18 protein-coding genes are annotated in these 20,808 nt (G+C 57.3%); 13 read left to right on the top strand and 5 right to left on the bottom strand.

From position 1 onward, the window contains the following. Window positions 1-162 precede the first annotated feature (162 nt). A complete protein-coding gene (locus GS620_RS08000) occupies window positions 163-876 on the top strand; it encodes a metallophosphoesterase family protein (protein ID WP_253283826.1) in 714 nt (237 codons plus the stop codon). 11 nt (window positions 877-887) lie between these two features. Here the strand turns inward: GS620_RS08000 and GS620_RS08005 are convergent, their stop codons facing one another. Continuing rightward, window positions 888-1,412, bottom strand: a complete 525-nt coding sequence (locus GS620_RS08005; protein ID WP_171119143.1) for a CBS domain-containing protein — start codon at window positions 1,410-1,412, stop codon at window positions 888-890. A gap of 123 nt (window positions 1,413-1,535) precedes the next feature. Here GS620_RS08005 and GS620_RS08010 point away from each other — a divergent pair, with 123 nt between their 5' ends. From GS620_RS08010 to GS620_RS08040, 7 genes are all read left to right on the top strand, one after another. Beyond that, entirely contained in the window at window positions 1,536-1,721 is a 186-nt protein-coding gene (locus tag GS620_RS08010; RefSeq protein WP_171615094.1) for a hypothetical protein, read from the top strand. A 66-nt stretch (window positions 1,722-1,787) separates the two neighbouring features. Beyond that, the gene (locus GS620_RS08015) at window positions 1,788-2,813 is read left to right on the top strand and encodes an FAD:protein FMN transferase (protein WP_253283827.1); all 1,026 of its coding nucleotides are present in this window, start codon (window positions 1,788-1,790) and stop codon (window positions 2,811-2,813) included. A gap of 15 nt (window positions 2,814-2,828) precedes the next feature. Then, window positions 2,829-3,065, top strand: a complete 237-nt coding sequence (nqrM, locus tag GS620_RS08020; RefSeq protein WP_152460192.1) for a (Na+)-NQR maturation NqrM — start codon at window positions 2,829-2,831, stop codon at window positions 3,063-3,065. 71 nt (window positions 3,066-3,136) lie between these two features. Continuing rightward, on the top strand, window positions 3,137-4,807 hold the full coding sequence (locus GS620_RS08025; RefSeq protein ID WP_171331056.1) for a sulfatase-like hydrolase/transferase: 1,671 nt from the start codon (window positions 3,137-3,139) through the stop codon (window positions 4,805-4,807). 192 nt (window positions 4,808-4,999) lie between these two features. Beyond that, a complete protein-coding gene (gene gpmI, locus GS620_RS08030) occupies window positions 5,000-6,517 on the top strand; it encodes a 2,3-bisphosphoglycerate-independent phosphoglycerate mutase (protein ID WP_171615098.1) in 1,518 nt (505 codons plus the stop codon). Continuing rightward, complete coding sequence (locus GS620_RS08035) at window positions 6,514-7,644, top strand: murein hydrolase activator EnvC (RefSeq protein ID WP_171615100.1); 1,131 nt, start codon at window positions 6,514-6,516, stop codon at window positions 7,642-7,644. Before gpmI ends, GS620_RS08035 begins: the two co-directional genes overlap by 4 nt. Window positions 7,645-7,650: 6 nt before the next feature. Continuing rightward, window positions 7,651-8,991, top strand: a complete 1,341-nt coding sequence (locus tag GS620_RS08040) for a S41 family peptidase (protein WP_171119151.1) — start codon at window positions 7,651-7,653, stop codon at window positions 8,989-8,991. 42 nt (window positions 8,992-9,033) lie between these two features. Here the strand turns inward: GS620_RS08040 and GS620_RS08045 are convergent, their stop codons facing one another. From GS620_RS08045 to GS620_RS08055, 3 genes are all read right to left on the bottom strand, one after another. Further along, a complete protein-coding gene (locus GS620_RS08045) occupies window positions 9,034-10,560 on the bottom strand; it encodes an MFS transporter (RefSeq protein WP_171615102.1) in 1,527 nt (508 codons plus the stop codon). A gap of 78 nt (window positions 10,561-10,638) precedes the next feature. After that, a complete protein-coding gene (locus GS620_RS08050) occupies window positions 10,639-10,998 on the bottom strand; it encodes a hypothetical protein (RefSeq protein ID WP_152460198.1) in 360 nt (119 codons plus the stop codon). 11 nt (window positions 10,999-11,009) lie between these two features. Next, window positions 11,010-11,771 carry a DUF6478 family protein gene (locus GS620_RS08055; RefSeq protein ID WP_171615104.1) on the bottom strand — a complete coding sequence of 254 codons (762 nt, stop codon included), beginning with the start codon at window positions 11,769-11,771 and terminating at the stop codon, window positions 11,010-11,012. A gap of 252 nt (window positions 11,772-12,023) precedes the next feature. Between GS620_RS08055 and GS620_RS08060 the strand changes: the two genes are divergently transcribed. From GS620_RS08060 to GS620_RS08075, 4 genes are read left to right on the top strand one after another with little or no spacing between them, the layout of a single operon-like run. Continuing rightward, window positions 12,024-15,131, top strand: a complete 3,108-nt coding sequence (locus GS620_RS08060; protein WP_171615106.1) for an ABC transporter transmembrane domain-containing protein — start codon at window positions 12,024-12,026, stop codon at window positions 15,129-15,131. Beyond that, window positions 15,124-16,008 (top strand): CPBP family intramembrane glutamic endopeptidase, encoded by an 885-nt coding sequence (locus GS620_RS08065; RefSeq protein WP_171615108.1) that lies wholly within the window; start codon window positions 15,124-15,126, stop codon window positions 16,006-16,008. The genes GS620_RS08060 and GS620_RS08065 overlap by 8 nt, the downstream gene beginning before the upstream one ends. Before the next feature lie 60 nt (window positions 16,009-16,068). Further along, window positions 16,069-16,998: an acetyl-CoA carboxylase, carboxyltransferase subunit beta gene (gene accD / locus GS620_RS08070; protein ID WP_171615110.1), complete on the top strand. Its 930-nt coding sequence runs from the start codon at window positions 16,069-16,071 to the stop codon at window positions 16,996-16,998. Next, window positions 16,995-18,269: a folylpolyglutamate synthase/dihydrofolate synthase family protein gene (locus tag GS620_RS08075; RefSeq protein WP_171615112.1), complete on the top strand. Its 1,275-nt coding sequence runs from the start codon at window positions 16,995-16,997 to the stop codon at window positions 18,267-18,269. Before accD ends, GS620_RS08075 begins: the two co-directional genes overlap by 4 nt. A gap of 60 nt (window positions 18,270-18,329) precedes the next feature. Here the strand turns inward: GS620_RS08075 and zapE are convergent, their stop codons facing one another. Next, window positions 18,330-19,397 (bottom strand): cell division protein ZapE, encoded by a 1,068-nt coding sequence (zapE, locus tag GS620_RS08080; RefSeq protein WP_171205077.1) that lies wholly within the window; start codon window positions 19,395-19,397, stop codon window positions 18,330-18,332. Window positions 19,398-19,545: 148 nt separating this feature from the next. Between zapE and GS620_RS08085 the strand changes: the two genes are divergently transcribed. After that, entirely contained in the window at window positions 19,546-20,781 is a 1,236-nt protein-coding gene (locus GS620_RS08085) for an MFS transporter (protein ID WP_171615114.1), read from the top strand. The last annotated feature ends 27 nt before the right edge of the window (window positions 20,782-20,808 follow it).

Consider the following 20,808-nt stretch of genomic DNA (forward strand, 5'->3'; position numbering starts at 1 on the left):
GAACTGCGCTGAAGGTCATATCGAACATCCAGACGTCATTGGTCAACTCTTTGCTGATTCAATCAGATGCTCATTGCCGCCAATGGGCGAGAAGGATAGGGATCAACATGTATGATTACGAACTGGATCAGACGGTGGTTCGACCGCAGGGCGGGGCGGACAATGAATGCAGTGTCTTGCGACATCGCTCCGGCCGAGAAAGTGACGGCCGTGGGCGATATTCACGGTCGTCTGGACTTGTTGCAGGCGTTGTTGCCCCGACTGGACGATCAGAGCTTGCTGGTCTTTGTCGGAGATTACATTGATCGGGGGCCATACAGCGCGCAGGTGCTGCGCCACCTGTTTCACCTGAGCGAGACGTCAGGAGGACGCGTTCAATGTCTTCTTGGAAACCACGAAGAGTTTCTGTTGCAATTCCTGGAGGCGCCGGAACGCAACGCCCGGCTTTGGTTTCAAAATGGGGGTGTACATACACTGGCGTCTTTCGGGTTGAAACCGCCCGGGGATATCGACAACAACCAGCAGATTCGAAAACTGGCGGATGATCTTCGCCTTAAGATGGGGGAAAGCCTAATCAACTGGCTTGCCGACCGGCCTTTGACCTGGACCACTGGCAACGTCACTTTCGTTCATGCGGCGCTGGACCCCCGACATCCGGCTGAGGCCCAGGATCGCCAGATTTGCCTCTGGGGACATCCCATGTTTCCCAGGCTGGCCCGCAGTGATGGTCAATGGGTGGTGCATGGCCACACCATCGTGGACCTCCCCCGGGTCAGGAACCGGGTGGTGTCGCTTGACACGGGCGCTTTCGCTTCGGGTCGGTTGACAGCCGCCGAGATCAACGCCGGAAGTGTTCGGTTCACCTCGACCGTGTGAACAGTGGGCCGTTAACCGACGATCATTTGCTTCATGCGAAGCGCTTCATATTCCAGCTCTTTAAGGCGGAAGTGGACAACGTCTCCGATCGTGATGACGCCGCACAAGTGACCGTCGCGCAGCACCGGCATATGGCGAAAACGACCCTCGGTCATTGTTTTCAGAACTTCATTCAGCAGATCGTCCGGTGTGCAGGTCTTAACATCCCTGGTCATGAGATCTTCGACCGATTGCGGAAGGGTCTGGCCGGGTGTGTCTGCCATGCGCCGAACGATGTCGCGTTCTGACAAAATCCCCTGCAATGCCCCGTTCTGATCCGTCACTAGAACTGCACCGATCCGCTTTTCCTTCAGCGTGTTGACCACAGAATGGATGGTGTCATTTGGCCGCACCGAAAACACCGCGTCCCCTTTACCTTCAAGCAGCTTGGCCACGGTTGTCTGCGAATGCGACAGGTTCGATTCCGCAGACTGGCTGTACGTCGTCTTGTCAGCCTTGTCGCCACGCGAAGGCGACTGGTAAGAGGTTGGAGCCATGGGCAATCTCCTTGTGGTTCTTGCAAAGTCTTTCCCTTTTACCTTAGCGCAGCTAAACGACCTGTATAGGGTGCAATTGCGCCGATCGGCAAAAACGCGGGCCCGGAAAGGACGTTCAAGCCATTGAGTGAACTCTATCTTACGCCACCCCTAGCGGCATTGATCTTCTTTACCGTTGTTGTTTGTGGCCACAATTTCCGCATGGCGTGGAAGCAACAGCCGCCCGGTTGGCAAAAACGTGCGTGGTTGTTCGGCGTGCCGGCGGGGGTCGGCCTTTTGGTGCTGGGTTTCCTGCCGCTGAAGATGTGATCGCAGTTTGACTCTGGCGGGGGCCACTGGCATATGCCGGGCACAGAATTTCCCGGAGATCGCCCGATGCGTCTTATGCCTTTACTGGCCGTTGCCACCCTTCTTTCCGGCTGTTTGTTCGACAAAGAACCCGAGGTGGTTCGTCTGTCGGGCGAAACAATGGGCACGACCTTCAACATAACCGCGATCGGCGAAGATCTTGATGAGGCCGCATTGGCCGCGGCCGTCGAAGAGACGCTGGCCGAGGTGAACGCCAAAATGTCCAACTGGGATCCAGAATCCGAGGTGTCCGTTTTTTCAGCGTCAACCAGCACAGCCCCCGTTCCGGTCTCGGACGAACTCGCATTGGTCCTTTCGGCCGCCAATGACGTGCACGAAAAAACCGGTGGGACTTTTGATGTAACTCTGGGCCCGCTGATCGAACTTTGGGGCTTTGGCCCACGCAAGCCCGAGGATCCGGTGCCCTCGGATGCCGAAATTGAGGCCGCGTTGAGCGGCGTCGGGCAAGCCCGTTTGCTGACGCTCGACACCGCAGCCGGCACGCTGTCGAAGGCTGATCCGCAGGTGGGCATCAACCTGTCGGCGATTGCGAAGGGCTATGGCATCGATGCGATTGCCGGCGCTTTGCAGTATGCCGGTATCGACGATTACCTTGTCGAGATCGGCGGTGATCTTGTTGCCAAAGGCAAGAATGAGCAGGGCGAAGCCTGGCGCATTGGCATCGAAAAGCCTGAAACGGGCGCTCAGGGCATTCAATTGATCGTTTCCCTGGATGATCGCGGCATGGCCAGCTCGGGCGATTACAAGAATTTCTTCGAACAGGACGGCGTGCGTTATTCGCATATCATCGATCCGACCACGGGACGCCCGATCACACATCGCACGACCTCTGTCACGGTCCTGGCGGAAAACGCAATGTTGGCGGATGCCTGGGCAACGGCCATGCTGGCTTTGGGTCAGGAGAAGGGAATGGACATTGCGGAAAAGTATAAACTTGCCGTGTACTTCATTTCGCGGGATGTGACAGGCGGCGAAGATGCGTATATTACTTCGCACAGTACCGCGTTCAAAGACGCTTTGGGAACCAACTGACAGGCAGGAACCGAGATGAGCACTTTTATTCTGGCCTTTATTCTTTTGGCGCTTGTCATGGTCGGTATGTCATTGGGTGTCATGCTGATGGGCAAGACCATCAAAGGCAGCTGCGGTGGCCTGAATGCGATCTCGGGTGCCGATAAATGCGTTGTGTGTCAAAAGGATGTCGACCCGGACAGCCCGCTGCGCGATCAGTTGCAGTGCAAACGTGCCAGGAAGATGCTGGAACAGATGGAACATCAGGCCTGAAGCAAGTTTTGCTTCGCTCTGCGAACGGAAGTGGCTAACTAGGTCCTCATGACTTTCGGGGAGGCACCGCGTTGGCCAAGGCAAAGAATATCCTGTTCATCATGTTCGACCAGCTGCGCTGGGATTATCTGAGCTGTTACGGGCACCCACATCTGCATACTCCGAATATCGATCGTCTGGCCGCGCGCGGTGTCCGCTTTGACCGGGCCTATATCCAATCGCCGATTTGCGGCAGTTCCCGCATGTCGACCTATACCGGGCGCTATGTGCATTCCCATGGGGCCTCATGGAACAACATTCCCCTCAAAGTGGGTGAGATCACGTTGGGCGACCACCTGCGCAAGGCGGGAATGGATTGCTGGCTGGTCGGCAAGACCCATATGGCCGCCGATGCCGAGGGGATGGCCCGTCTTGGGCTGGAGCCCGACAGCATCATCGGGGCCCGCGTCGCGGAATGCGGGTTTGACGTGTTCGAACGCGATGATGGGTTGCGTGCAGAGGGTCCGGACGGATTCTATGACCCGGACGGAGCAAAGAAATACAACCATTACCTTGCAGACAAGGGATACGAGAGCGACAATCCGTGGCATGATTTTGCCAATTCCGGTCTGGATGCCGATGGCAACGTGCTGTCAGGGTGGTTCCTGAAAAATTCATCCGAACCTGCAAATATCGCGGAAGAGGACAGTGAAACACCATATCTGACCACCCGTGGAATCGAGTTCATGGACAGCCATGACGGACCGTGGTGCTGTCACCTCAGCTTCATCAAGCCTCACTGGCCTTACATCGTGCCGGAACCTTACGCTTCGATGTACGGGCCCGAACATGTCGTGCCCGTGGTCCGCTCGGAAGCTGAGCGAAAGAATGCCCATCCCGTCCTGAAGGCCTTCATGGACACCAAGGTCGGGCAGGCTTTTTCGCGCGAGGATGTCCGCGAGGCGGTGATCCCGGCTTACATGGGGCTGATCAAACAAGCGGATGACCAGATGGGTCGTCTGTTCGACTGGATGGAGAAAACCGGGCGGATGGACGACACGATGATCGTGCTGACCTCGGATCACGGTGATTTTCTGGGCGACCACTGGATGGGTGAGAAGACTTTCTTCCACGATGCCTCCACCAAAATGCCGCTGATCATTTATGACCCGTCACCCGAAGCGGACGTCACGCGCGGCACCACCTGCGACGCGCTGGTCGAGTCGATCGATCTGGCGCCGACGTTTCTGGAATTGGCAGGCGGCGAAAAAGCCGGGCATATTCTCGAGGGGCATTCTTTGCTGCCGATCCTGCATGGTCAGTCCGACAAAACGCCCCGACAGGTCGCGATTTGCGAGTATGACTATTCCGCGTCCCCCATCGCGCAGCGACTGAATGCATCGGTTCGAGATGCGGTGATGTTCATGGTCGCGAATGAAAAGTGGAAGCTCATCCATTGCGAGGGCGGGTACAGGCCGATCCTGTTCGATCTGGAAAACGACCCCGATGAACTGGTGGATCTGGGTGACAGCGCAGATCATTCGGTTGTCATCGCGCAAATGTACGATCACCTGTTTGCCTGGGCGCGGCGCCCGTCACAGCGCACCACCCGGTCCGAACAGCAGTTGATCGATATGCGGACCCGAAGCGGGGGCACGGGCATCATGATCGGCATCTACGACGAAAACGACACGCCGCTGGAACTGACGGTCAAGTATCGCAACCGCAAGGCGAAGCCATACACGAGTTACCTCAAAGACTAGTCTCGTCCGGGTTTTCCCCGATAAAACCATGTTGGCTTTGCGTCGAAAAATGCAGGGGACCGCTGCCTTCCAGCGATGGACCGAAGCCGCAAGGCCATTTGATTAATTCTGCGTAAATTGCCGCAAAGATGGTTCACCCCTTGCCGGCCAGACGCTAGAAGAAGACCCAAGAGCAGTAATCGGAGATTTTCAATGCCAACCCCCAAACCCGTTGTTCTGTGCATTCTTGATGGGTGGGGCGTGTCAGACGACACACAGGCGAATGCGCCCTATCTGGCGAACACGCCGACCTTTGACGCGATCATGGCCAAATGCCCGCACGCCACGCTGACAACGCATGGCCCGGACGTAGGTCTGCCCAGTGGGCAGATGGGTAATTCCGAAGTCGGTCATACAAACATAGGTGCGGGCCGCGTTGTGGCCATGGATCTGGGTCAGATCGACCTGGCCATCGAAGACGGTTCGTTCTTTGACAATAAGGCATTGCAGGCATTCATTTCCAAGGTCAAATCCTCAGGGGGTACGGCTCATCTCATGGGGTTGGTTTCGGATGGTGGTGTTCACGGGCACCTGAATCACATCATCGCGGCAACCAAGGCCATTACGGATGCCGGAGTTCCGGTCGCCCTTCATGCGGTCACGGATGGGCGCGACGTGGCCCCAAAATCTGCGCTGACCTATTTTTCCCAGTTGGAAGAAGGGCTGCCCGAGGGGGCACGTGTCGTCACGGTAAGCGGTCGCTATTTCGCCATGGATCGCGACAATCGCTGGGAACGGATCGCAGAAGCTTATGACGCGATGATCAACGGCAAGGGCAGGGCGGCCAGCACCGCACTTGATGCCGTGGACCATGCCTACAACCAGTCTGAATCTGACGAATTCATTACGCCGACCGTGTTGCAAGGTTACAAGGGCGTCACCGACGGCGATGGCTTTTTCTGTCTAAATTTCCGCGCAGATCGTGCTCGCGAAATCCTGCGCGCGATTGGTGAACCGGGCTTTGCCGAGTTCGAAACCGGGCCGCGGCCGAAACTGTCGGCGCTGCTGGGCATGGTAGAGTATTCGGACGGTCACAACGCATATATGACCGCGGTTTTTCCGAAACGGGCGATTGTGAACACGCTCGGGGAATGGGTCGCCAAGCAGGGGTTGCGTCAGTTCCGGCTGGCTGAAACCGAAAAATACCCCCATGTCACTTTTTTCCTGAACGGGGGCAAGGAGACACCTGAAAAAGGTGAAGATCGCTATATGCCCAAATCACCCAAGGTTGCGACCTATGATTTGCAACCCGAGATGTCCTCGGCCGAGGTCACAGCCAAGTTTGTCGAGGCGATCGAACAAGGTTACGACCTGATCGTAACCAATTACGCCAACCCTGATATGGTCGGGCATACCGGCGACCTTCAAGCTGCGATTAAGGCATGCGAAGCCGTTGATGCAGGATTGGCTCAGGTCGTTGCTGCCTTGGAAAAAGCAGGCGGCGCAATGATCGTCACCGCCGATCACGGTAACTGTGAAGTGATGGTTGATCCGGAAACCGGCGGTCCGCATACGGCGCACACGCTGAACCCGGTGCCCATAGCTTTGGTCGGAGGGCCAGAGGGCGCGCAGGTGCGTCAGGGGCGGTTATCTGATCTGGCGCCGACCCTGCTTGATTTGATGAACCTGCCCAAACCGCCGGAAATGACCGGAGAAAGCCTGCTGTCATGAGGCTGACCGCCCTAGCGATTGTGCTGCTTTCAGCTTGTCAGGCCTTTGCCCAGACCGACGCTTCTCGGGCGGCGCTGGATGCGGCAAGGATGCTGGAACAGGCGTCGATCTCGCTGAGCGAAGCAGACGGCGCAAGGGATCGGGTGCGGGCGCTGACCGAAACGATACAAGCCTATGAGGCCGGGCTGAGCGCGATGCGGACCGGTCTGCGCAAGGCTGCAACACGCGAAGCGCAACTGAGCGCGCAATTGAGCGCGCGTGAAAAGGACGTCAGGCAGTTGCTTGGCATCTTGCAGACCATCGAAACGACCGCGCCGCCAGTGCTGATGCTGCACCCGTCAGGCCCATTGGGCGCGGCGCGGGCCGGAATGATGCTGTCCGAGGTGACGCCTGGGCTCAATGCAAAAGCGCAAGCGCTGGCAGAGGACCTGCAAGAGGTTCAGACCCTGCGTCTGCTGCAACAAAGCGCCTCGGAAACTTTGACCGAAGGGCTGCGCGGTGTGCAGGATGCCCGCACGCGATTGAGCGAAGCGATTGCCGACCGCACTGATTTGCCGCGTCGGTTTGTCGAAGACCCGGTGCGCACGGCCATTCTGATTTCTTCGACCGAGACTCTGGATGGCTTTGCAAGCGGTCTGTCAGAGATTTCAGAAGGCGAGATCATTGAAACTGACGCAAGCATCTTGGATCAGAAAGGACAGATTCCCTTGCCGGTGCAGGGCATCCTGCTGCACAAGGCCGGTGAACCGGACGCTGCAGGGGTCGCCCGCGCTGGTCTGGTCATCGGCACCCGTTCCCGTGCGCTTGTAACATCCCCCACTGCGGCCACGATCCGCTATCGCGGGCCATTGCTGGATTTGGGAAACCTTGTCATTCTGGAGCCGCAACCGGGCCTGTTGTTCGTGTTTTCGGGCTTGCAAGAGGTCTATGGTCAACCCGGGCAGGTGATCCCCAAAGGCACTCCGGTTGGCCTGATGCCGGGTGAAACGCCGGAAATCGGCGCAATATTGTCAACAAGCGGTGATGGCACTGGAACTGATCGCCCAGAAACGCTCTATATAGAGGTAAGAGAAGACAACACCCCGGTGGACCCGGAAACTTGGTTTCGGACCGACAAGGATGGATAAACGAGTATGAAGAAATTTGTGATGGCCGGTTTGGCCGGAACTGTGGCAGGCATTCTTGCGACAACACAGATCGCAGGTCCCCTGCTGGCGCAGGAGGCTGTGAACAAGGCCAGCGTCTATGAACAGCTTGACCTGTTTGGTGACATTTTCGAACGCATCCGTGCGCAATATGTCGAAGAGGTCGAACCCGAAGAACTTATCGAGGCGGCAATCGATGGTATGTTGACCTCGCTTGATCCGCATTCCAGTTATCTTTCGCCCGATGATGCGGAACAGATGCGCGTGCAGACCCGGGGCGAGTTCGGTGGACTGGGTATTGAGGTCACGCAGGAAGACGGTTTTGTCAAAGTCGTGTCTCCCATCGACGACACACCCGCTGACGAGGCTGGGATCGAAGCCGGAGATTTCATCACACATGTGGATGGCGAAAGCATTCTGGGCCTGACACTGGACAAGGCGGTGGATCTGATGCGGGGTCCGGTCGGCTCCGAGATCGTTATTACCGTCGTGCGCGAAGGCGAACCTGATCCCTTCGATGTCACCATTATCCGTGACACGATCAAGCTGACCGCCGTTCGCGCCCGCACCGAAGGCACAAGTGTCGTCCTGCGGGTAACGACCTTTAATGATCAGACTTTCCCCAACCTACAGGAAGGGTTGAAGGAACAGATCGAAGAAGCTGGTGGCATCGACAAGGTCAATGGTGTCGTACTGGACCTGCGCAACAACCCGGGCGGTCTGTTAACACAGGCCATCAAAGTTTCGGATGCGTTCCTGAACGAAGGGGAAATCGTCTCGACCCGTGGACGGGACCCGGAAGAGGGTGAGCGTTTCAATGCCACCCCCGGCGATCTGGCGGAAGGCAAACCCATTGTCGTGTTGATCAATGGTGGTTCGGCCTCGGCATCTGAAATCGTCGCGGGCGCGCTTCAGGATCATCGCCGGGCCATCGTAGTCGGCACCAAAAGCTTCGGCAAAGGGTCGGTTCAGACGGTGATGCCGCTTCGGGGTGATGGTGCGATGCGCCTGACCACGTCCCGGTATTACACCCCATCGGGGCGGTCGATTCAGGCTCTGGGTGTCAGCCCTGATATTATCGTGGAACAACCCCGTCCGGCGCCAGAACCGGAAGAGGAAGAAACCAACGCCCGTTCGCGCTCCGAGGCCGATCTGCGCGGTAGCCTCAACAATGACAGTCTGAGCGAAGATGAGATCCGCCAGATCGAAGAAGATCGCGCCAAGGCCGAGGCAACCGCAGAGCTGAGGGAAGAGGATTACCAGCTGGCCTATGCCATCGATATCCTGAAGGGGCTGTCGGCCTTCAACCCCAACGGGCCGTCACAGTAAAACGGTAAGGGCTGCGGATGTCGCAGCCCTTGGCTCCCGGCTTCAGCTTTCGATCCGGTGCAGTTTTTTTTCGTCGAGAAGCAGCGCCAGAACGAGACCGACCGAGACGGACAAGGCCGAAAAGACGAAAGCCATACTCATCCCGCTGTCAAACGCCGCCGACAATGCCCGTTGAACCGTCTCTGCTTCGCTGGATGACAACCGGCTGATAACCGCATGGGCGGACGGCGTATCAAGTGTTCCGCCGTTGATCGTGCGAAGCTCTGCTTCGGTCAACTTGATGCCCGAAGCGGCCACATACTGGCGAAGCTCAGACAGGCTGACGACGTACATGATGGCCGTGGCACAGGCGACAGAGATTGCGCCGTAAACCAGGTGGGTCATGAAGCTCAGGCCGCCAACCAGACCAGCCCGTTCTGGCTTTACGGCGCACATTGCAGCAGTGCCTGACGGCCCAACCGTCAAAGTTGCGCCCAGCCCGATCATCGCCATGCCGGGCAGGATGCGAAAGTACCCCAGATCACTGGGCAGCACGACAATGGTCGCAGCGCCGATCGTTGCGATCACATATCCCCAAAACAGCAGCCGCTTGGGGCCGAAATCATTGTAAAGCGTGCCCGAAACAATTGATCCCACGGCAAGCAACACGGTCAGCGGCGCCAAGCCCAGTGCCGATTCAAACGTCGACCAGCCCAGCACCTTTTGCATGTATTGGGGAAAATACAGCAGCCCCACAAATGCCGCGGACACGTTGAACATGTTCAGGCCAAGGGTGATGCGAAACTCGCGGTTTTGCATCATCTGCGGCAAAAGCAGCGGCTCTGTCACGCGTTTTTCGACTTTGGGGAACAGAATGAAAAGCGCAGCACTGATGAAAAACAGCATCAACAACGGAACGGATGTCCATCCCCAGTCCGCGCCCACATCCAAACCGTAAAGCAGCAGCAAAACGGCAAAGGACAACACACCCATTCCGGCTAGGTCGAGGTGTTCATCCGGTTTGTGCTGTGTTTCGCGCTCCATCAGGATCAGCGCGGTGGCCATCGAAATGCAAGAAAAGACCACATTGGCAAGGAAAAAGTAGCGCCACTCTCCCAGGTTCACGGCCAATCCGCTGATCATCGGACCAAACACATTGCCGGTGGTCACACCTGCCAGAATTAGCCCCATCACCAAGGCTCGATGTTCTGGCTTTGATACTTTGGTTGCCCCGAAGGCCAGCGTGCAGGGCCATACACAACCCGCGCCGATGCCTTGCAAAGCACGCGCAATGACAAGAAAATCAAGACTGGGCGAAACAAAGCACATGACTGAGGAAAACAGAAAGATCGACAGGCCAAAAAGCATCATTCGGCGGTGGCCATACATGTCGCCAAGCCGCCCGCCTGCGACCATGGTCATGGCGAAAAACAAGGCATAGATGTTCAGAACCCATTGGGTGCTGGTAATATCGGCGTCAAAGCTGCTTTCGATCGCAGGCACCAGCATCAGGGCGCCGGTAAAATCAATACCGATGCCAAATCCGGTAACCATCAAAGCGATGACTTTGACTATGCTGCTGCGATCCATGACAAGGCGCAATCCGCTCTGAAAACGCCAATGATGCACGAATCTGGCAAGATTGACAGGAAAACCAGCAGGAACGGATTAGGGGTCGTCTCGGCAAATCCGGCGGAAAGCGCGTTTCAGCATATCCAGTTCAGCCCGCAGCAAATCAATTTCGGCCCTTAGATCATCTGCGGCGGGCTCACCGGCAATCACCGTGAAGCTTCCCAGTTTTTCGGTTGTGGCTGCATCTGCAACGACGAACGTGTGCACGCCTTCGGATAGGGCTGCAACAGGCACCTGTATGCGCAAGTCCCATCCGTCTTCTGCGGGCGACAGGTCAACATCGCTCAGGGTTTCGCCCTGATAGCTTACCTCGGGGTTAGGCGTACTGCTGGCTTGAATGTGGCCTTGCCAGATTCCGTTTTCGAACCGTATGAAGGTTAGCTTGGTCTGCGTCATGACTGATCTTCTCACAAATCGGCACGATGAAAACGGCAAAACGTAAGATCCCGCACCACCATGCGATTCATCTCGGGCGTTTCAAAAATCAGATCCAGCCAGATTTTTTCGATCCTGCGCTCATTCAGGGGGAGATGCGCCAGATCAAAATCCACGGCCTTTGATACCTCGCTGGGATCAAGGCTTCGCAACACCTGTTCCATATTGGGCCCGTGCTGAATGTTGAGGCGCGCGAAAACGCCCGATGGCTTTTCACACTCGATCAGGGTTTCCAGCCTCACAAGATGCTCGCGCGTTAGATGAATTGCAGCATCCTCAGGCAATTCAACCGAAACGGACAGGAAGGACCCCCCAAAGCTGAAAACCTCGATCACGAGACTGAACGGAGCCAGATCTCTGTCCCCTCTGTTCCGGACTTGCCGAACGGCAATTTCAGAAAGCGGGCAGTCGTGGAACACGCTGACCTGACTGTCCAGAACGGTCTTTCGCGGGGCCGAAGCCACACCCGGTTGCGTCAGGGGCGCACGCCATAGGTCGGGGCGGCAGCTCCAGTCTGTTCCGACGGGTTTGGGAAACTGCGTTGACCCAATCGTTGGCCGGATCAGGCGACTGTCCGCCTGCTGAATCAGATGATCAAGATGCCTGCGCAAGCCGCGGGCCTGATCCCGTTGCAAGCGCAAATCTGCCTGGCTGGCATACGGCGCCTGATGCGCGGCTCGACGCCAGCGCCCCAGAATCTTGCGATGAAAATAGCGATCCAGAATCCTGCCCATGGCCACGTCGTCCGATAATGCCCGGCCTTAGTCAAGGACAACAGCATGAACAAAGCCGCAATAACGGAATTGCTATCGAAGCCTTGTGTTTTCCTGTTGGGGTCCCTCCATAATTTGGTTAGGCGCAACATGCTGAAACTGAACCGGTCTATTCTTGCAATGTACCGGGTCAGTGCTTACCGTTTGGCTCCTGCAAAGTGGGTCATCCCAAGAACAGCCACACAACAGTTTAGCGCATGACAAGGCCAGGTTATGGAGTCCACTTTATTTGCCTTCATTTGGAAATATTCGAAGAAACAGCAACTTGTTCTTCTTCTGCTGACGGTCCTGTCGTTCCCGTTTCTTTACGCCTCGCTGGAACTGCCCAAACAAATCATCAACGACGCAATCGGCGCGCCGGGTGACACGGTAACCATCTGGAACTTCACCGTGACGCAGGTTCAGTATCTGATGATACTGTGCGTTGCATTTCTGGCGACGGTGATCGCGAGTGGTGTCATGAAGATGCGCATCAACACGATGAAGGGCGTCCTAGCCGAGCGCATGCTGCGGCGCCTGCGCTATACGTTGATTCAACGGTCGATGCGGTTTCCGAAATCCTATTTTGCGACCACCAGCCAGGGTGAGCTGGTATCGATGATCACGTCCGAGGCCGAACCGATGGGTGGCCTGATGGGGGATGCCATCGCGCAGCCGGTTTTCCAGTTCGGCCAGATGATGACGATCGTCACCTTCCTGTTCATGCAAAGCGTTTGGTTCGGGCTTGCCAGTATCGCGCTGATCCCGCTTCAGGCCTGGCTGATCCCCAAGCTTCAGCGGCAAATCAACCTTCTGAACAAGGACCGCATTCAGGAAGTTCGACGTCTGAGCTCGGAGATCGGCGAAACTGCGGCGGGTATCAGCGATCTGCGGACCAACGGAGGGTGGCGCTATCGCCTTGCGCAATTCAGCCATCGGCTGGGGAAACTGTTCGAGATCCGTTTCAAGATCTACAACAAAAAATTCTTCATGAAGTTCCTCAACAACCTGATAACTCAGATGACACCCTTCCTGTTTTATTCAGTGGGAGGATATCTGGCGATTACCGGTGAGGTGACCGTCGGTGCGCTGGTTGCCGCGTTAGGCGCCTACAAGGATCTGAGCGGCCCATGGAAGGATCTGCTGACCTATTACAATCAGGTACAGGACATGTCTTTGCGGTGGGAAATCGTCACCGAGAGATTTGCACCGGGCAACATGATACCGGAAGAGCTTTTCGAGGGTGAGCCTGAAACCATTCCGCGTCTGACTGGCGACATAGAGCTGCGAAATGTGACAGTTCGCGATAGCGATGGTAAAACCGTTCTCGAAGATCTCGATCTGACCATTCCGCGCGGCGCGCGCGTCGCAATTCAGTCTGGACAGGCGTCGGAACGCAGTGCGTTGGGACAGCTTCTGACTCGTGAGGTGTTGCCGGCTCACGGTGAGGTGATCATAGCCGGGCATAATCTGCGGGGTCTGCATCAGGCCGTCATCGCGGCCCGGATCGGCTATGCCTATTCGCGCCCTTACCTGTTTGACGGGACATTGGGCGACAACCTCATGATGCCTTTGCGCACGCATCCACGACATCAAGCAGATACGCTCAAGGCCCCGACGCGGTGGCAGATCGAAGCTGTTCGTGCAGGCAATTCACCGGATTCTCTGGACGATGAATGGATTGACCCGGGCCTCGCCGGTCTTGACGATATCGACGAAATACGTGACTGGTGGTTCCAGCTGGTGGAAGCGATGGGTATCGACGAGTTCATGTTCCGCCGCACTTTGCGTACGCAGTTCGACCCGGAAATTCACCCGGTTCTGGCACAGGAAGTTGTCAATTTACGAGGGACCATCGCCAAGCGCCTGGCAGCAAAGGGGCTTGATCGATATGTGTACCGGTTCGACCCTGATCGCTTTAACCCGGCAGTTCCGCTGGGCGGAAACCTGTTGTTCGCGGCGCCATCCAAGGACATTTCTCCGGATATATTGGCGGGTGACGAACGGTTCGTTCAGATGCTCAGGGCCCATGATCTGGTTGACGACGTGATCAGCATCTCTCAGGCCGTCATGGACACGCTCAGCAAGACCTTCGGGCGGGACGGGGCGGATCACCCGCTTTTCCTAAGGCTTGGCATGTCCAAGGACATGTATCACAAATTGCTGGATATCGAAGAACGGCGCAAAGCCAAGGGTGATATGGCCGTGAGCGACCAAGAGCGCGCATTGCTATTGACGGTACCGTTCCTGTTGACGGCCGAGCAGATCGGCCCAAACTTCCCGGAAGAATACAAGGAAAAGATTCTTGCCATCCGCAAAAGTCAGGCCAAGCGGCTTCGGGATGCGATGGGCGGCATGTTCATGTCAGTTGCGCCGGACATCTATGTGCCACGTCTGACCGTGATGGAAAATGCGATCTACGGCCGGGTTTCGTTGATGGCCGGTGCACACGCGGACGAAATAGAAGACGTTGTGGCCGAAGCCATGAACGAAGCCGGCCTGCGACGCCGTGCAGCTGCCATCATCTACGATTTGCCAGCAGGCCTGGGCGGGAACAATCTGCCGACCGTCTTTCAGGAGCGTGCCGCATTCTCTCGCGCGGGTATCAAACGGCCTGACGTCCTGATTCTGGACAGGGCCCTGGCAAGTCACGATTCCGAAAGCCGGTTGCGCACCCGCCTGAAACTGCGGGAATTGTTGCCGGATTCCATTATGATATTTATGGAAGATCACTTTGCACATCCCGAAGCGTATGATCTGTTTGTGGAAATCAAGGATGGCCGTATCGATGGTGTGTCACGATCCAAATCCCCGCAAGAAGTCAGCACGTCGGACGATCTGAGCCGCAAGCTCGAGATCATTTCGGCGACCGAGTTGTTTTCCGGCGTGGATGGCCGCAACCAGCGGTTGTTGGCGTTCTCAGCGCAATGGTACGAAGCAGCAGCGGGGCAAGTCATTTTCTCGCGTGGTCAGGCGCCGGACGCGGCGTATCTGTGCGTCTCAGGGCGGGCCAGGCTGGACTGGCCCACGGATGATGGAAAAAAACGCCCGATCTCGATCATCGAACCCGGGCGGCTGATCGGTGATCTCTCGATCATAACAGGAGAGCCCAGACAACTGGATCTGGTCGCCACCGAAGATTGCAGGTTCCTGCGTATCGGCGCCGAGGAACTGCGTGCCGTGGTCGAAAGCGACGCTTCGGTTGCTACGCAATTGCTGCAGACTGTTGCGGGATATCTGACTACGTTGTCCACAAGAATCAATGCGGCGCAGAACCCCGAGGAGCTGCTCCCGACGATTACGGATCAGGCGATTCAGGAAAGCACGGATAATCATGCCTAAAGCATATTCCGCTCATGACCATCTGGTCGAAACCGCGCGCGGCAAACCGGAAATCTGGCGCCTGTTGCTGGGGCTCTTGCTGGTTGCCGTGCTGGTCAGCGTTCTGAACATGGTGTTTTTTACCGTGGTTGCCGGGATGAGTCCGGAAAGCTGGGCGCAGACGCTTCTGATGGGCGGTTCACCCCTCGCGCTGCTGTTGCTGTTGGCCAGTTTCGGTTTCATCATTCTGGGCGTGGCAGTCGCCGCCCGGCAGGTTCAGCACAGGTCTTTGGTGTCCATCGTGGGCGGGTACCGATTGGCTGCGGGCCAATTCCTCAAAGTGTTGAAAGCACTGCTTATTTTGGGCGCTGTCGGGTTCCTGCTGCCGCCTTATGGCTTTGGCGGATCTCTGTCGCAGAACCTGCCATTGTCAACCTGGCTTCTTCTGTTGCCGGTTTCGGCCTTGGTTGTTCTGGTGCAGACCAGCGCCGAAGAGCTGTTGTTCAGAGGCTATATTCAGCAAACCCTGGCAGCCAGATTTCGATCGCCTGTCATCTGGATGGGGGTGCCATCCATCCTGTTTGCAATTGGACATTACACACCGGACATGGCCGGCGACAACGCGTTGCTGATTGCGCTGTGGGCTTGCGTTTTCGGTCTGCTGACATCGGACCTGACGGCACGGGCCGGAACATTGGGGCCAGCTATCGCCTTGCATTTTTTCAACAACATCATAGCGTTGCTGTTCATCTCGTTGCCTGACAACCTGAACGGGCTGGCGCTGTTCACCCTTCCGTTCGATGCATCCGACGCCGAACAGCTTCGCCCCTGGCTTCTGGTGGACCTTGCCGTGATGTTCGTTTGCTGGCTGGCCGCGCGACTTGCGCTCAGGCGTTGATTGCAATTCCTTCCGTGGCGTCCTATTTGACGTCAACACCGCACAAGCCAAGGTTCCGACATGAACTGGATCACAAACTACGTCCGCCCCCGGATCAACTCGATCTTCTCACGCCGCGAAGTGCCGGAAAACCTCTGGCACAAATGCGACGAATGCGGAACGATGCTGTTCCATCGCGAGCTGGCGGAAAACCAGAATGTCTGCACACAGTGCGACCACCACATGGCGATCACACCGCGAGAGCGGTTCAAGCACTTGTTTGACGGCGGCATCTTTACCGAACTTGAAGTACCCGCGCCAAAAGACGACCCGTTGCAATTCCGCGATCAGAAGAAATACCCCGACCGCATGAAAGCAGCGCAGAAGAAGACCGGCGAAAAGGAAGCCATGCTGGTCGCCTTGGGTGAAATCGGCCGCACCCCCATTGTGGCCGCCGCGCAGGACTTTTCGTTCATGGGCGGGTCGATGGGCATGTATGTCGGCAACGCGCTCATCGCCGCCGCGCAGGAGGCGGTAAAACTCAAACGACCGCTGATCCTTTTCCCGGCTGCCGGTGGCGCCCGTATGCAGGAAGGTATCCTCAGCCTGATGCAGATGCCGCGCACCACCGTGGCAGTCGAGATGCTGAAAGAAGCCAACCTGCCATATATCGTGGTACTGACTCATCCGACAACCGGTGGCGTTACTGCGTCTTATGCGATGCTGGGCGATGTCCATATCTCGGAACCCAATGCGCTGATCTGCTTTGCCGGGCCTCGCGTGATCGAGCAGACGATCCGCGAAAAACTGCCCGAAGGCTTTCAACGCGCCGAATACCTGCTGGATCACGGGATGCTGGACCGTGTCACCAGACGTACCGAAATGCGCGATGAACTGATTACCATCACGCGGATGCTGATGAATCTGCCGCCAGCGATCAAGGGCGATCTGCCTGCACCGGAACCAACCGACGCAATCGAGGCCCCCGCCGAAGAGACAGATCAGAAATGACGGCTAAGACGTCCGACGCCATCCTCGACCGGATGATGGCGCTGCACCCCAAGATCATTGATCTGACCTTGGACCGTGTCTGGCGTCTGCTGGAGGCACTGGACAATCCGCAGCTGAAATTGCCGCCGGTCATCCATATTGCCGGGACCAACGGAAAGGGCTCGACTCAGGCGATGATCAGGGCGGGGCTGGAAGGGGCGGGGCGCTCGGTACATGCCTATACCTCGCCGCATCTGGCCCGTTTTCATGAACGTATTCGATTGGCCGGAGAGCTGATCTCGGAGCCAGAGCTGACGGCGGTTCTGGATGAATGCTACGCTGCCAATGGCGGCGAAAACATCACTTATTTCGAGATCACCACATGCGCCGCCCTGTTGGCCTTTGCCCGCGCCAAGGCAGATTTCACATTGCTCGAGGTCGGGCTGGGCGGGCGTCTGGACGCCACAAACGTGATTGAAAGCCCGGCCGTCACGGTTGTCACTCCCGTATCCATCGACCATGAACAGTTCCTGGGTGATACTTTGGGCAAGATCGCGGCGGAAAAAGCGGGCATCATCAAGCCAGGCGTTCCGTGCATTGTCGGCCCGCAACGGGACGAAGCGCTTGAGGTCATCGAATACACGGCCGCCCGATTGGGTGCGCCTTTGTTGGTTCATGGTCAGCACTGGCACGTACAGGAAGAAAACGGGCGTTTGATTTATCAGGACGAAACCGGTTTGCGGGATGTGCCTCTGCCCAACCTTCTGGGCGCACATCAGATTCAGAATGCGGGCGCAGCGTTGGCAGTTCTGCGCCATCTGAACATGGGCGACGACGCATACGAAGCTGCCGTGACCAAGGCCGAATGGCCGGCGCGAATGCAGCGTCTGAAATCCGGCCCGCTCGTCGATCAGGCCCCGCAGGCCGAGATTTGGCTGGATGGTGGTCACAACGCCGCCGCCGGAATCGCGTTGGCGGATGTGCTGACGAACCTGCCGCAAAAACCCACGCACATGATCTGCGGCATGCTCAACACCAAGGATGTGACAGGGTATCTTGCACCTCTGGCAGAAAAGGCGACAAGTCTGACAGCCGTGTCCATTCCGGGTGAGACCGCAACGCTCAGCGCGGAAGAAACGGCTGCGGCTGCGGCCAAGGTCAACCTTCCCGCATCCACCGCTGACAGCGTATCGGACGCATTGAAAGTGATCACGGACACTGACCCGCAGGCGCGTGTTCTGATCTGCGGCTCGCTCTATCTGGCTGGAAAAATTCTGCAAGAAAACGCGTAGGTGCGTTCCGGCCTCATGATCTGGCTGACACACTGTCTTGGCGCGGGCGATACGGGCGGATCAGCGCCCCTGTCGCCCCCAATCCTGATCCTGCATTTCCCGCAGGCGTGATGCCGTGCGTTCAAATTCGAAGGTTCCTTCGCCTTCGACATACAGCATCTCGGGTTCGGCGGCAGCCGAGCAGATCAAACGCACCCTGGCTTCGTAAAGCGCATCAATCAGGGTGACAAAACGTTTGGCCTCGTTGAAATTGTTGCGTGACAGGCGTGGGATGTCCTCAAGCACCAGCAGCTTTACCTCTTCGGCGATCGCAAGATAATCACCCGGCCCAAGCATGCGGCCACACAGATCATAGAATGAAGCCCGCGCCACCCCGTTGCGAAAGGCGGGCAATTCAACGGCCCGGCCTTTGACGTGCAACACAAGCGGATCAGCGGGTCCACCGGCAAGATCTGTCCAGACTTCTCTGATCTTCTGCCGGGCTTCTGGGCCAATCGGAGTGAAATAGACCGGGGCACCCTCCAACCGGTTCTGCCGATAGTCCGTGGGCGACACCAATTCCCACACCTGCAACTGCTCTTTGATATGGGCAATGAAGGGCAGGAACAGCTGCCGGTTCAGCCCATCCTTGTACAGATCGTCGGGATGCCTGTTCGACGTGGTAACCACGACCACGCCGCCCTCGTGCAACAAGTCAAACAGCCGCCCGACAATCATTGCGTCCGTAATGTCGGTGATCTGCATTTCGTCAAACGCGAGCAAGCGAACTGAATTGACCACCTCCTGCGCCACCGGTGCCAGGGCATCCTCGACATTCTGTTGCCGGGCCTTGTGCATTCCAGCGTGAATCTCCTGCATGAAAGCGTGAAAATGCACGCGCCGTGCTGGGATATTGCCCAGCGTATCGACGAACATGTCCATCAGCATGGATTTCCCACGCCCGACACCGCCCCACAGGTACAGTCCTTTAGGTGGAGGAGGCGCCTTGCGAAAGAGCCCTCGTTTTACCGGCTTGGACAGCGCCGCCCGGATGCGTTCGAATTGGGGCAGAACGGCCTCTTGCGCGTCGTCGCGTGTCAGCGTTCCGTCCGCAATGCGGGCCTCGTAAAGCGAAATAAGATCCGTCATGAATCCGAGCCTTACCCGTCGTCTCGGCCGTTGAAAAGAAGCCATTTTTGGCGACACATCAATTTTGTTTATCCGTGACCGCAAATCTGCTGAATTGACGGTGACACCAAAAGTAATACGGTCCTTCGGACGTAACGCCTGAGGTCCCATGTCTCAATCCGCCCGCTTGTTGAATCCGATTCTGATTGTCGGATGTATCATCATCACGGTCAGCTTCGCTGTTCGTGCGTCGTTCGGCGTATTCCAGATTCCGATAGCCGATGAGTTCGGCTGGCTGCGGACCGATTTCTCGATGGCGATTGCAATTCAGAATCTGGCCTGGGGCATCGGGCAGCCGATCTTTGCTGCGATTGCCGAAAAGGTGGGCGACCGCCGAGCCATCATCCTCGGCGCTCTCACTTACGCGGCTGGCATGGTGCTGACGGCGTGGTCCGTTACGCCGTTCGAGCATCAGATTTACGCGTGGCTGGTGGGTTTCGGCATCGCCGGGACCGGGTTTGGTGTGGTTCTGGCGGTTGTCGGACGCGCGTCCACCGATGAAAACCGGTCCATGTCGCTGGCCATCGTTACCGCTGCGGGCAGCTTTGGGCAGGTTCTGGGGGCGCCGACCGCTGAATGGCTACTGACTTTCCTGCCTTGGCAGCAGGTTTTTGTCGTGTTCGCCGCGGCAATTCTTGCCCTTGTGCTGACCTTGCCCTTCATGCGCGCACCCCAGCCCGTTTCGAAGGCAGAGATGCAAGAAAGCATGAGCGAGATTCTGGGCAAGGCGTTCCGCGACCCTTCCTATGCGCTGATATTTCTGGGTTTTTTCAGCTGCGGATACCAGCTGGGCTTCATCACCGCGCATTTCCCGGCTTTCGTGACCGAGATGTGTGGACCAATCCAGCCCGGAGGCGTACTGCATTCCATCGGGATCACCTCCACATCCGCACTTGGTGCGGTGTCGATTTCCTTGATCGGTCTGGCCAATATCGGCGGCACGCTACTGGCGGGTTGGGCCGGCAACCACTTTCCGAAAAAGTACCTTCTGGCCGCAGTTTATACGGGCCGGACGATTGCTGCGGCTTTGTTCATCGTGTTCCCGATCACACCCTTTACGGTCATCGTGTTCTCGCTGGTGATGGGATCGCTTTGGCTGGCCACCGTGCCGCTGACTTCGGGGCTCGTCGCGCATCTATACGGTCTGCGTTATATGGGAACGCTCTATGGCTTTATCTTCTTGAGCCACCAGATCGGCAGTTTCCTGGGCGTCTGGCTTGGCGGACGCATGTATGACCAGTATGGCGACTACAACATGGTTTGGTGGATCGGGGTCGCGATCGGTGCCTTCAGCGCCATAGTCCACCTGCCGATCCGTGAGAACCGAACAGCAGTTCCTGCCTGAGGCACATCGATACGCCACAGGCAGGGA

The organism is Ruegeria sp. HKCCD6428 (assembly GCF_013110595.1).
Taxonomy (GTDB): Bacteria; Pseudomonadota; Alphaproteobacteria; order Rhodobacterales; family Rhodobacteraceae; genus Ruegeria.

What these genes read in the sequence shown, in the direction of transcription:
- GS620_RS08015 (WP_253283827.1), top strand. Translation starts at nt 1,788, where the DNA reads ATGCGTCTTATGCCTTTACTGGCCGTTGCCACCCTTCTTTCCGGCTGT.
- accD (WP_171615110.1), top strand. Translation starts at nt 16,069, where the DNA reads ATGAACTGGATCACAAACTACGTCCGCCCCCGGATCAACTCGATCTTC.
- nqrM (WP_152460192.1), top strand. Translation starts at nt 2,829, where the DNA reads ATGAGCACTTTTATTCTGGCCTTTATTCTTTTGGCGCTTGTCATGGTC.
- zapE (WP_171205077.1), bottom strand. Translation starts at nt 19,397, where the DNA reads ATGACGGATCTTATTTCGCTTTACGAGGCCCGCATTGCGGACGGAACG.
- GS620_RS08000 (WP_253283826.1), top strand. Translation starts at nt 163, where the DNA reads ATGAATGCAGTGTCTTGCGACATCGCTCCGGCCGAGAAAGTGACGGCC.
- GS620_RS08065 (WP_171615108.1), top strand. Translation starts at nt 15,124, where the DNA reads ATGCCTAAAGCATATTCCGCTCATGACCATCTGGTCGAAACCGCGCGC.
- GS620_RS08005 (WP_171119143.1), bottom strand. Translation starts at nt 1,412, where the DNA reads ATGGCTCCAACCTCTTACCAGTCGCCTTCGCGTGGCGACAAGGCTGAC.
- GS620_RS08060 (WP_171615106.1), top strand. Translation starts at nt 12,024, where the DNA reads ATGGAGTCCACTTTATTTGCCTTCATTTGGAAATATTCGAAGAAACAG.
- GS620_RS08085 (WP_171615114.1), top strand. Translation starts at nt 19,546, where the DNA reads ATGTCTCAATCCGCCCGCTTGTTGAATCCGATTCTGATTGTCGGATGT.
- GS620_RS08040 (WP_171119151.1), top strand. Translation starts at nt 7,651, where the DNA reads ATGAAGAAATTTGTGATGGCCGGTTTGGCCGGAACTGTGGCAGGCATT.
- GS620_RS08035 (WP_171615100.1), top strand. Translation starts at nt 6,514, where the DNA reads ATGAGGCTGACCGCCCTAGCGATTGTGCTGCTTTCAGCTTGTCAGGCC.
- GS620_RS08050 (WP_152460198.1), bottom strand. Translation starts at nt 10,998, where the DNA reads ATGACGCAGACCAAGCTAACCTTCATACGGTTCGAAAACGGAATCTGG.
- gpmI (WP_171615098.1), top strand. Translation starts at nt 5,000, where the DNA reads ATGCCAACCCCCAAACCCGTTGTTCTGTGCATTCTTGATGGGTGGGGC.
- GS620_RS08055 (WP_171615104.1), bottom strand. Translation starts at nt 11,771, where the DNA reads ATGGGCAGGATTCTGGATCGCTATTTTCATCGCAAGATTCTGGGGCGC.
- GS620_RS08075 (WP_171615112.1), top strand. Translation starts at nt 16,995, where the DNA reads ATGACGGCTAAGACGTCCGACGCCATCCTCGACCGGATGATGGCGCTG.
- GS620_RS08045 (WP_171615102.1), bottom strand. Translation starts at nt 10,560, where the DNA reads ATGGATCGCAGCAGCATAGTCAAAGTCATCGCTTTGATGGTTACCGGA.